This window comes from Kocuria rosea, assembly GCF_023715525.1.
GTDB lineage: Bacteria > Actinomycetota > Actinomycetes > Actinomycetales > Micrococcaceae > Kocuria > Kocuria rosea_A.
The window spans coordinates 73,495-85,125 of the sequence record NZ_JAMBOG010000010.1 but is presented as its reverse complement, the minus strand read 5'-3'; the positions used below and the strand labels follow the sequence as shown (position 1 = coordinate 85,125).

At 73.9% G+C, this 11,631-nt stretch carries 10 protein-coding genes; 6 read left to right on the top strand and 4 right to left on the bottom strand.

From position 1 onward, the window contains the following. Positions 1-16 precede the first annotated feature (16 nt). The 4 genes from M3185_RS09145 to M3185_RS09130 form a co-directional block, all read right to left on the bottom strand. Positions 17-493: a VOC family protein gene (locus tag M3185_RS09145; protein ID WP_251333361.1), complete on the bottom strand. Its 477-nt coding sequence runs from the start codon at positions 491-493 to the stop codon at positions 17-19. Positions 494-569: 76 nt separating this feature from the next. After that, the gene (locus tag M3185_RS09140; protein WP_251333360.1) at positions 570-2,663 is read right to left on the bottom strand and encodes a M3 family metallopeptidase; all 2,094 of its coding nucleotides are present in this window, start codon (positions 2,661-2,663) and stop codon (positions 570-572) included. A 159-nt stretch (positions 2,664-2,822) separates the two neighbouring features. After that, complete coding sequence (locus M3185_RS09135; protein WP_251333359.1) at positions 2,823-3,557, bottom strand: GAF and ANTAR domain-containing protein; 735 nt, start codon at positions 3,555-3,557, stop codon at positions 2,823-2,825. A 325-nt stretch (positions 3,558-3,882) separates the two neighbouring features. Then, on the bottom strand, positions 3,883-5,664 hold the full coding sequence (locus M3185_RS09130; RefSeq protein WP_251333358.1) for an N-acetylglutaminylglutamine amidotransferase: 1,782 nt from the start codon (positions 5,662-5,664) through the stop codon (positions 3,883-3,885). Positions 5,665-6,024: 360 nt separating this feature from the next. Between M3185_RS09130 and M3185_RS09125 the strand changes: the two genes are divergently transcribed. From M3185_RS09125 to ruvB, 6 genes are all read left to right on the top strand, one after another. Next, positions 6,025-7,332 carry a Mur ligase family protein gene (locus M3185_RS09125; RefSeq protein WP_251333357.1) on the top strand — a complete coding sequence of 436 codons (1,308 nt, stop codon included), beginning with the start codon at positions 6,025-6,027 and terminating at the stop codon, positions 7,330-7,332. Positions 7,333-7,339: 7 nt separating this feature from the next. Continuing rightward, complete coding sequence (locus tag M3185_RS09120; RefSeq protein WP_251333356.1) at positions 7,340-8,071, top strand: type 1 glutamine amidotransferase; 732 nt, start codon at positions 7,340-7,342, stop codon at positions 8,069-8,071. Between the two features lie 138 nt (positions 8,072-8,209). Beyond that, entirely contained in the window at positions 8,210-8,971 is a 762-nt protein-coding gene (locus M3185_RS09115; protein ID WP_251333355.1) for a YebC/PmpR family DNA-binding transcriptional regulator, read from the top strand. Positions 8,972-9,039: 68 nt separating this feature from the next. Further along, entirely contained in the window at positions 9,040-9,594 is a 555-nt protein-coding gene (locus tag M3185_RS09110; protein ID WP_251333354.1) for a crossover junction endodeoxyribonuclease RuvC, read from the top strand. A gap of 180 nt (positions 9,595-9,774) precedes the next feature. After that, entirely contained in the window at positions 9,775-10,416 is a 642-nt protein-coding gene (gene ruvA / locus M3185_RS09105) for a Holliday junction branch migration protein RuvA (RefSeq protein WP_251333353.1), read from the top strand. 2 nt (positions 10,417-10,418) lie between these two features. After that, complete coding sequence (ruvB, locus tag M3185_RS09100; protein ID WP_251333352.1) at positions 10,419-11,543, top strand: Holliday junction branch migration DNA helicase RuvB; 1,125 nt, start codon at positions 10,419-10,421, stop codon at positions 11,541-11,543. Positions 11,544-11,631: the final 88 nt, after the last annotated feature.

The window sequence follows — 11,631 nt, the reverse complement described above, 5'->3', positions numbered from 1 at the left end:
CCGGGGCGGCGCCCGGTCAGGCGGCGTCCGCGGCGGCCTCCAGGTCGGCGACGACGATCCTGCGCATCGGCATCATGGCGGCCATCACCCGCTGCGCCCGGCCCGGGTCGGGGTCGGCCAGCAGCTCGACGAGCCGGCGGGGCACCACCTGCCAGGACAGCCCGTACTTGTCCTTGAGCCACCCGCACATGTCCTCCTGCCCGCCGTCGGCGGTGAGGGCCTCCCAGTACCGGTCCACCTCCGCCTGGTCGGTGCAGTCGATCTGGAACGACACGGCATGGCTGAAGCTAAACTCGGGTCCGCCGTTGAGGGCGGTGAACGGATTGCCGTCGAGCTCGAACTCCACCGTCAGCACCATGTCCGCCGGCCGCGGTCCGGCCTCGCCGTAGTAGGTGATGCCGGTGATCCGGGAGTCGGGGAACACCGTGAGGTAGAAGTTCGCCGCGTCCTCGGCTTCGGTGTCGAACCACAGGCAGGGCTTGAGAGTCGTCATGGTGGGATTGTCCGCCTCCCCGCCGCGCGCGAGGAAGGGGCAGACCCCACATGACGGCGCCCGCCCGTGCCGCGGCTCAGGCGCGCACGGGCGCCTCCGGTGCGGGGGCGCCCCGGCGCCGGTGCACGAACTGCTCCCGCGGCAGCAGCCCGCGGCGTTCGAGCAGGGCGCGCAGGTGCGGGCCACGGCCCAGCAGCGCCTCGAACGCCTCCATCGGGGCGGTCTCGTTGCCGCGGGAGAGCACCTCCGCGGCGAAGCGCCGGCCGTTGTCGCGGGTCAGCCCGCCGCGGGCGGTGAACCACTGGGCGGTGTCCGCGTCGAGGATCTCCGACCACAGGTAGGACCAGTAGCCCGCGGAGTAGCCGCCGGCGAAGACGTGCTTGAAGTAGCCCGTCCGGTAGCGCGGGTCGATGCCGCGCACGTCCAGGCCGGCCCGGGCCAGGGCCCCGGCCTCCACGGTGTGGGGGGCGGGCGGCCCGTCGGGGTCCGCGCTCCCGTGCCAGGCGAGGTCCACGCACGTGGAGGCCAGGTACTCCACGGTGCGGAAGCCCTGCCCGTGGGCGGCCGCCGCCCGCAGGGCCTCCAGGGTCTGCTCGGGCAGCGGCTCCCCGCTGACGTGGTGACGGGCGTAGTGCGGGGCCACGTCCGGGTGCAGCGCCCACATCTCGTGCACCTGCGAGGGGTACTCCACGAAGTCCCGCGGCACCTTCGTGCCCGAGAACGAGGGCAGGTGCACGTCCGAGAGCAGCCCGTGCAGGGCGTGGCCGAACTCGTGGAAGACCGTCACCACCTCGTCGAGGGTGAGCAGCTTCGGGCTGCCCGCCGGGGGCGGGGTGAAGTTCGCGTTGTTCACGACGACGGGCCGCTGCCCCGTGAGCCGGTTCTGGTGCACGAGGGACCCCATCCACGCTCCGCCCTGCTTGGTGGAGCGGGTGAACCAGTCGCCGAGGAACAGTCCCACCCCGCGGCCCCGCTCGTCGGTGACCTCCCACACGCGCACCTCGGGCAGGTAGCCGCGCAGGTCCGGGCGCTCGGTGAAGACCAGCCCGTAGAGCTCCCGTGCCGTGCGGAAGATCCCCTGCTCGAGCACGGACTCCAGCTCGAACCACTCCCGCAGCGCGGAGGTGTCCACGGCGAACCGCTCCCGGCGCGCCCGCTCCGCCCAGAACGGCCAGTCCCAGGCCTCGATCCGGTGCCCGGCGAGCGCCTCCAGCTCGGCCCGCTCCTCGAGCGCGTTGCGCACGGCGGGCCCGCTGACCCGCTCGAGCATCTCGTGCACCGCCTCGGGGGAGGGCGCCGTGCTGGCCTGCATCACGTACTCGGCGTGGCTGCGGCAGCCCAGCAGCTCGGACTGCTCGGCCCGCAGCGCGGCGATCCGCGCGGCCACGGGCAGCAGGTCGATGCGGCTCTGGGAGCCCGGGCCGCCGCGCGCCCCCGTGCCGCGGTTGACGGCGGCCAGGTGGATCCGCCGGCGCAGCGCCCGGTCCGTGAGCACGGACAGCGCCGGCTGGACGGTGAACAGGGACGGGGTGAGCAGCCACCGGCCGGGGTGGCCCTGCTCGGCGGCGGCGAGGGCCGCGGCCTCGACGTCGGCCTCGGCCATCCCGTCGAGCTCCGCCGGGTCCTCGACCAGCACGGCGGAGGCGTGCACCTCCTGGATCAGGTCGTTGCCGAAGCGGATGCTCAGCGCGGAGAGCTCGTCGTTGATCCGCCGCAGCTGGGCCTGCTCGTCGAGGGTCAGCTCCACGCCGGAGCGCTGGAACCAGGACAGGTACTCGTCCAGCGCACGGACCTGCCATGGCTCCAGGTCCGTGCGGTCGACCCGGCGCACCCGGTGGTAGAGGGCCTTGTTGAGCGTGAAGTCCGCCTTGTGCTTCGACAGCCGGGGCGCGAGCTGCTCGTAGATCCGCTGGACGCCGGGGGTGTTGTGGGCGGCGGTGAGGGTGAAGAACACCGACTCCACGCGGTCCAGGAACAGGCCTCCGCGCTCGAGGACCTCGACGGTGTTGGCGAAGGTCGGGGCGGCCGGGTCGGTGAGGACCGCCTCGACGTTGGCGAGGTCGTGCGCCATGGCGGCCTCGAAGGCCGGCAGGAAGTGCTCCTCCCGGAGCCGGCCGAAGTCGGGCAGCTCGTAGGGGAGGTCGCTGGGGCGCAGGAGTGGGTTGTCCAAGGATCCGTCTCTGTCAGGTCGGCGGGTCGGGCCCGTGTGCTGGCACACACTACCCCGCCCGTGTTGCGGCGGTGCTACGGCGACCGGGTGCCGGGGCGCCCGCCCGCCGCCGCCGGACGGAGGGCCGGCCGGCCTGCTGCTCTGCCGGTGGGGGAGTGCTCAGTGGTCGAAGTGGGTGGTGGCCGGTCCCCTGCCCACCGTCGCGACCAGTTCGGCGGCCAGGTCCCGCAGCTTGACGTTGCGGTGGCTGGAGGCGGCCATCAGGATCCTCACGGCCTCGTCCTGGGTGCAGCGGTTCTGGCCCATGACGATGCCCACGGCCAGGTCGATGGAGGTGCGCGAGGCCATGGCCGCCTGCAGGTCGGCCTCGGTGTCACGGTGTCGGGCCAGGCGCACGGCCAGGCGCAGGGTCGTGGAGACGGCGGCCACGTGGCGCTGGACGACCTCGACGGTCGCCTCGTCGAACTTGCCCGGGCGGTCGGCGTAGACGTTCAGGCCCGCGCTCGCCTCGTCGCCGAGCTCGAAGGGCACCCCGAGGGCGGAGAGGATGCCGTTCTCGGCCGCGGCCCGCCCGTAGTCGGGCCACCGGGGGTCGGTGCGGGTGTCGCGGACGTGGACCGTCCGGTGCTCCCGGGCGGCGGTGAGGCACGGTCCGTCGCCGAAGTGGTACTGGATCTCGTCCAGGGCCTCGGCGTGGTCGCTGGAGGACGCCACGGTGGCGGACTTCTTCGGCCGCAGCAGGGTCACCGCGCACCACGCCTCGTCGCCGTCGGTGGACAGGGCCTGGGCGATGGCGCGGGTGAACTCGTCGAGGAACCCGCTGATGTCCTTGGACTCCAGCAGCAGGTCGTGCAGCTGCGCCACGGGCGCTCCGCTGCTCTGGTGGTCTGTCATGGGGTGTCCGTCCGTCGCAGTTGCCGGTGCGCGCGCCGTGGCCGCCGCCGAGGACGCCCGCCTCGGGCACCGGCCAGGGATTCTACCAGCGATGCCCGTGCCGCACGGAGGAAGCCGTGCCGCACCCGGGTCTCCTGGAGCGGCCGACCTGCCGGCTCCGCGTGCGCAGCAGGGACGCCGGCACGTCCGGCGCCTCAGCCCGCAGCAGTTTCCTCGGCAGTTCCTCGGCAGTTCCTCCTCCCCGCCGAACGGGCGCACGCCGCCGTCCTTCCCGTCGATCCCGGTGCCGTCCCGGTGCCGGGGCCGTTGCCCCGGGCCACGGCTGTCACCCGACCCCGTGGCGCTGGAGCCACATCTCCAGCAGGCCCAGCTGCCACAGCACGTTGGGCCCGGTCGGCGCGTGGCGGGCGTTGGGCTGCGCCAGGAGGTCCTCGACGGTCTCGGTGCGGAACAGGCCCCGCCGCCTGGCCTCGGGCGCGCGGAGCGCCTCGCGGACCATGCCGAGGATCGGCTCCTCCAGATGGCACAGGGCCGGCACGGGGAAGTAGCCCTTGGGCCGGTCGACAACCTCGGCGGGAAGAATGCTGCGCCCCAGGTCCTTGAGGACGCCCTTGCCGGACCGGGCGGTCTTCAGCTCCGGCGGGCAGGCCGCCGCCAGCTCCACCAGGTCCTGGTCCAGGAACGGCACGCGGGCCTCCAGCCCGAAGGCCATGGTCATGCTGTCCACCCGCTTGACGGGGTCGTCGGCCATGAGCAGGTGGGTGTCCAGGCGCAGCACCGCGTCCAGGGCCGTCTCCGCTCCCGGGGCGGCCAGGTGCTCGGCCAGCAGGGCTCGGCTGGGGTCGCCCGGGGGCAGCCGGTCCGGGGCGAGGATCCCGGCCAGCCCGGTGCGGTCGTGGTCGGTGAACGCCGCGATGAACGTGTCCAGGGCCGTGTTCCGGGGAACCGCCGCGGCCGCCTGGTGGTAGGCGTAGCCGGCGAACACCTCGTCCGCGCCCTGCCCGGACTGCACGACCTTCACGTGGGCGGACACCGCCGCCGACAGCAGGTGGAAGGCGGTGACGTCGTGGCTGGTCATCGGCTCGGTCATCGCCGCCACCGTGTCCTGCACGGCCACGGGCAGGTCGGTGGTGGTGATGTGCAGGCGGTGGTGGTCGGTGCCGAAGGCCTCGGCCACCAGGTCGGAGTAGGAGAACTCGTCCCCGGCACGGTCCCCGGCGGCGTCGAAGCCGATGCTGAAGGTGGACAGGTGCTGCCGGCCGGCCTCGGCCAGCAGGGCCACGAGCAGGCTCGAGTCCAGCCCGCCCGACAGCAGCACCCCCACCGGGACGTCGGCGACCAGCCGCCTGGCCACGGCGGTGCGCAGGGCTTCGTGCACCGCCTGCTGCCAGTCCTCGGGCGCCCACCGTGCGTGCTCTGCCCGGCGGATGTAGTCGGGCTGCCAGTACACCCGGTCCCGGGTCCGCCCGCAGGCCTCGACCACGCGCACCGTCGCCGGGGGCAGCTTGGTGACCCCGGACAGGATCGTCCGCGGTGCCGGGACGATGGAGTGCCAGCTCAGGTAGTGGTGCAGGGCGACGTCGTCGATGGAGGTGTCGGCCCCGCCGGCGGCCACCAGGGCGGGCAGGGTGGAGGCGAACCGCAGGCGCCGGCCCACCTGCGCCAGGTACAGCGGCTTGATGCCCAGCCGGTCCCGCGCCAGCACGACCTGCTCCCGCGCCCGGTCCACGAGGGCGATCGCGAACATGCCCACGAGGTGGTCCACGAAGTCCTCGCCCCACCGGTCGTAGGCGGCCAGGATCACCTCGGTGTCGGAGGTGGAGCGGAACTCGTAGTCGTCCCGCAGCTGCTGCCGCAGCTCTCGGTGGTTGTAGATGCACCCGTTGAAGACGATGCTCAGGCCCCGGTCCTCGTCGACCATGGGCTGGGCCCCGGCCTCGGACAGGTCGATGACCTTCAGCCGCCGGTGGCCCAGCCCCACCCAGCCCCCGCTCCACTGGCCGTGCCCGTCCGGTCCCCGCTCGGCCAGGGCGGCCGTCATCCGGCCCACCGCCTCGCTGTCGGCCCGCGTTCCTCTGAACGCGATTTCTCCCGCGATGCCGCACATCGTCGTGCTCCTCGTCCGTTCCGCCCGGGCCCCCCTCGCTGCTGAAGGTGCCGGGCACTTCCCCGGGGTCCCCGAGGAAGCGGTACGTGCCCTTACTGTATGCCTCCCGGGGCGTGCGGTCGGGCGGCGAAGCGGGTGCCGGCCGGATCCGGGCCGCCGCTGCCCCTCGGGACGAGCTGACCGCCGCCTTCGACCGCCACCCTGCTCGGTGCGGTCCGCACGACGGACGCCCCCCAGCGGCGCAGCGCCGCGCCCCGGCGGCGGAGGTGCCCGCCCAGGACGGGCCCGGGCAGCCGGGAGGCCCGAGCCCCCGGCACGGCCGGCCCCGCCCGGCGGGGCAGCGCCGGCGGACGCCCTAGGATGGAGCGCATGTCCCGACCCCACGTGCGCCTGCTCGGCCAAGGCATCCGGTACCTCTCCACCCTGCGCGGCGGAGGCTCCGCGTTCCCCGGCCTCGTGATGGAGAAGCTGCATCCCGGCTTCGTGGCCGAGGAGCTCGCGAAGCTCCCGCACGGCGTGGTCGTGATCAGCGGCACCAACGGCAAGACGACGACCACCAAGATGGCCGTGCAGCTGCTGCGCGCCCAGGGCTACAAGGTCTTCACCAACCGCACGGGCTCGAACTTCGTGCGCGGCGTCGCCGCCGCCCTGCTGGGGGAGATGAGCCTCACCGGCCGCCTCGACGCCGACATCGCCGTGCTGGAGCTCGACGAGGCGCACGCCGTGCACTTCGTCAAGCAGGTGCGGCCCCGCTACGCGCTGCTGCTCAACGTCATGCGCGACCAGCTCGACCGCTTCGGCGAGATCGACACCACCCGCCGGATGCTCGCCGAGGTCGCCGCGGCGACCACGGGCGCGGTCGTGCTCAACCGGGAGGACCCCCGCATCGCCTCCCTCGCCGAGCACGTCCCCGACGGCACCGGCGTGCACTGGTTCGGCCTCTCGGCCCGGCTGCGGCCCATGTTCCCCTCCGACGACGACATGCGCTCCGCCGGCGGCCCCGACGCCGAGGCCGACCACGAGCAGGAGCTCGCCCCGCGTCCCGGCGCCGCCGTGGAGCTGACGTCCTTCGAGGCGAACCGGGTGCACCTCACGGTGGACGGCGAGGACGTCTCGACCACCGTGGAGCTCTACGGCGTCTACAACATCTACAACGCCGCCGCCGCCCTGGCCCTCGCGCTCGCGGTCGCCGGGCCCGCCGCCGACCGCGCCGCGCTGGTCGACGAGCTGTCCCGGGTGACCCCCGCCTTCGGGCGCGGCGAGACCATCGAGGTCGACGGCCGCCCGCTGCAGCTGCTGCTCGTGAAGAACCCCGCCGGCTTCCGCCTCTCCCTGGCGTCGGCCCGGCCCGGCGACTACGCCACGATGATCACCATCAACGACGAGTACGCCGACGGCCGGGACGTCTCCTGGCTGTGGGACGTCGACTTCCACTCCCTGCGCGACGGGGGCGTCGACGTGGTGGCCGGCACCCGGGCCTGGGACATGGCGCTGCGCCTGGACTACGACGAGGTCCCGGTCCGCGAGGTCGCCCCGGACCTCGGCGAGGCGCTGCGCCGGTTCGTCGCGCAGGCCGGGGACCGGCCGATGCGCGTCTTCTGCACCTACACGTCCATGCTCGCGCTGCGCCGGGAGCTCTCCCGCGTGGCCGAGGTCGCCGAGATCTGAGAGCCCCATGACTGCCCCCACCGACCGCACCGTCCACCTCGTCCAGCTCTACCCCCGGGACATGAACATCTACGGGGACTGGGGCAACACCCTGACCCTCAAGCGCCGGCTCGAGCGCTACGGCTACGCCGTGCGCCTGACCGACCACAACCCCGGGGACCCCTTCCCCCGGGACGCCGACCTGCTCGTGGGCGGCGGCGGTCAGGACTCCGGGCAGTTCCGGGTCCAGGAGGACCTGCAGCGCATCGCCCCCGAGCTGCGGGCCATGGCCGCCGACGGCGTGCCCATGCTTGCGATCTGCGGGCTCTACCAGCTGTTCGGCCACGAGTTCCGCACCGGCGCCGGGCAGACCCTGCCCGGCATCGGCGTCCTCGACGTCACCACCGTGGGCGGGCCCACCCGGCTGATCGGCAACATCGTCCTGGACTCCCCCGAGTTCGGCACGGTCGTCGGCTACGAGAACCACTCCGGGATCACCCGCCTGGGTCCCGGCCAGGCCCCGCTCGGCACCGTGGTCCACGGTGCCGGCAACAACGGCGAGGACGGCACCGAGGGCGCGCGCGTGCACAACGTCGTGGCGTCCTACCTGCACGGGTCGATGCTGCCGAAGAACCCGGCGGTGGCCGACCACCTCCTGCGCGCGGCGGTGGAGCGCCGCCTCGGGGTCTTCGACGGCGAGCCCCTCGACGACACCCTCGCCGAGCGCGCCCGCGAGGTCGCCCAGGCCAGGCCCCGCTAGGCCCGGCACCGGGAGCGGGCGCACCCGGTAGAATGGACCAGGACTTTTCCGGCCCGTCCCGGCGCCCCGCCGCGCCGGGACGAGGACCGACGACTTCCCCGGCGCACCATCGCGTCGCAGACTTCCGAGGAGGAACGCATGTCAGGGCACTCCAAATGGGCCACGACCAAGCACAAGAAGGCCGCGATCGACGCCAAGCGCGCCAAGGCCTTCGCCAAGTACATCAAGGGCATCGAGGTGGCGGCGCGCATGGGCGGGCCCGACACCTCGGGCAACCCGGCCCTGGACCTCGCCGTGTCCAAGGCCAAGAAGAACTCGGTGCCGGTGGCCAACATCGACCGCGCCATCAAGCGCGGCGCCGGGCTGACCGGTGAGGTCGTGGACTACACCGAGATCCTCTACGAGGCCCGCGGCCCCCAGGGCACCGCCCTCTACATCGAGTGCCTCACCGACAACAAGAACCGGGCGGCCTCCGAGGTCCGCGTGGCCGTGACCCGCAACGGCGGCACCATGGCCGACTCCGGCTCCGTGGCGTTCCTCTTCGAGCGCAAGGGCGTCGTCGAGGTCACCCGCGCAGACGGGCTGAGCGAGGACGACGTGCTCATGGCCGTGCTCGACGCCGGCGCCGAGGAGGTCGTGGAGCAGGAGGACGTCTTCGAGGTCGTCTCCGAGGCCACCGACCTGCCGAGCATCCGCGCGGCCCTCGACGAGGCCGGGCTCGAGTACAACAACGACGACCCGCAGTTCCGCCCCACCATGAAGGTGGAGCTGGACGCGGACGGCGCCCGCAGGTTCCTGCGCCTGGCCGAGGCCGTGGAGGAGCTCGACGACGTGCAGAACGTCTACTCGAACGCCGAGATCCCCGCCGAGGTCCTGGCGCAGCTCGAGACCGAGGACTGACCACGACCGCCCAGCGGATCCTCGGGGTCGACCCCGGACTGACGCGCTGCGGCTTCGGCCTGATCGACATGGCCGGCAACCGCACGGCGTCCCTCGTGGACGTCGGCGTGGCCGGCACGGCGGCGGCCGACCCCCTGGACCGGCGGATCCTGCGGATCTGGGAGGCGGCCGAGCGCTGGATCGAGCGCTACCACCCGGACACGGTGGCCCTGGAGCGCGTGTTCGCCCAGACCAGCGTGAACACGGTGATCGGCACGGCCCACGCCTCCGGGGCAGTGATCGCGGCCGCCGCCCGGCACGGGATCCCGGTGGCCTGGCACACCCCCTCGGAGGTCAAGGCCGCGGTCACCGGCGACGGCGGGGCGGACAAGGCCTCGGTCGCCCGGATGGTGGTGCGCATCCTGCGCCTCGCCGAGGCGCCGAGGCCGGCGGACGCCGCGGACGCCCTGGCCATCGCCATCTGCCACGGCTGGCGCGGCGGCGGCACGGGCATGGACGCCACCGCCGGCACCGAGACCCACCAGGGCGCCCGCCCGGTCGCCCACCGCCGCCGGGTCATGACCCCCGCCCAGCAGGCGTGGGCGGAGGCGGAGGCCCGTGCCCGCCGGGGCGGGCGCGGCTGAGCCGGCCCGGGCGGTGCGCCGCCGGGTGCGCCGGTGGCGTCGGGGCCCACTGCTAGAGTGGCGGTCGACGACACATTCGTAGATGTGTTCGGTAGTTCTGTCCGGTAGTTGTGTCCGTAGTTCTGTTCGCACGGCGCCCGGCCGACGTCGTCGGTGCCGGGCACCGGAAGGAGGCACGCGGTGATCGCGTCCATCACGGGCCGGGTCGAGCACGTCGGCCTGACCACCGCCGTCGTGTCGGTGAGCGGCTTCGGCGTCCAGGTGCACGCCACCGCGGAGACGCTCTCCGGGCTGCGCGTCGGGGGAGAGGTCCGCCTCGACACCGCCTTCGTCGCCCGCAAGGACGAGTCGCCGCTGCTCTTCGGCTTCCGCGGTCCCGCCGAGCGGGAGGTCTTCGAGATCATGCTCGGCGTCAGCGGGGTCGGCCCGCGCACCGCACTGGCCGTGCTCGCCGTGCTGGGCCCCGACGACGTCCACCGGGCCATCGCCCAGGGCGACGCCAAGGCCTTCACCAAGGTCCCCGGGATCGGCCCCAAGGGCGCCCGCCGGATCGTGCTGGAGCTCGCCGACAAGCTCATCGTCCCCGAGCGGCCCGCGGAGCCGGCGGCCGTCCCGGTCGAGCCGTGGCGCGCGCAGGTGCTGGAGGCCCTCGTGGGCCTGGGCTGGAACGAGAAGGACGCCACCCGCGGCATCGCCGACGCCCTGGCCGGGCGCGAGGAGCTCGCGGACTCCGGGGACGTCGCGGTCATCCTGCGCACCGTCCTGGCGTGGCTGGGCACGGCGAAGGCCGGCACCCGCACCGCCGCCGAGCGGGGGGCCTGACCGTGGCCCGCGAGGACGGCCCGGCCGTCAACTCCCGCGACCGGCTGGTCTCCGCGGACAACGAGCCCGACGAGAAGCAGCTGGAGTCCGCGCTGCGCCCGGCGAACCTCGACGAGTTCGTGGGCCAGAAGCGGGTCCGCCAGCAGCTCTCCCTCGTCCTCGAGGCCTCGAAGCTGCGCGGGCGCTCCGCCGACCACGTCCTGCTCTCCGGCCCGCCGGGCCTGGGCAAGACCACTCTCGCCATGATCATCGCCGAGGAGATGGCCGCGCCGCTGCGCATCTCCTCGGGCCCGGCCATCCAGCACGCCGGGGACCTCGCCGCGATCCTGTCCTCCCTCACCGAGGGGGAGGTGCTCTTCCTCGACGAGATCCACCGGATGTCCCGCCCCGCCGAGGAGATGCTCTACATGGCCATGGAGGACTTCCGGGTCGACATCGTCGTCGGCAAGGGCGCCGGGGCCACCTCCATCCCGCTCGACCTCCCGCCGTTCACGCTCGTGGGCGCCACCACCCGCGCCGGGCTGCTGCCCGGGCCCCTGCGCGACCGCTTCGGGTTCACCGGACACCTCGAGTTCTACTCCGTGGAGGAGCTGGAGCTCGTGCTGCGCCGCTCCGCCGGGCTCATGGACCTCGCCATGACCGCCGAGGCCTTCACCGAGGTCGCGTCCCGCTCGCGCGGCACCCCGCGCATCGCCAACCGGCTGCTGCGCCGGGTGCGGGACTGGGCGCTGGTGCACGGCGTCGACCGGATCGACGCCCGCGCCGCCTCCACGGCCCTGGACATGTACGAGGTCGACGCCCGCGGGCTCGACCGCCTCGACCGCTCCGTGCTGGAGGCCCTGGTCACGAAGTTCGGCGGCGGCCCGGTCGGGCTGTCCACCCTCGCGATCGCCGTGGGGGAGGAGACCGAGACCGTCGAGACGGTCGCCGAGCCCTACCTCGTGCGGGAGGGCCTGCTGGGCCGGACCCCGCGGGGCCGCATCGCCATGGCCGCGGCGTGGGAGCACCTCGGCCTGACCCCGCCCGAGCACGCCGCCTTCCAGGACCCCGCCGTGCGCGCCGCCTTCGGCGCGGCGCCGGGCGCGCCGGGCGGGGACGACGAGGAGCCCCCGCTGTTCGAGGGCTGAGCGGCCACGGACCGGCGGTGCCGGGCCCGCGCCGTTCCGGCGCGGGCGCCTCCAGGGAGCTCCGGGGTGGATCACCTACCATGGGAGC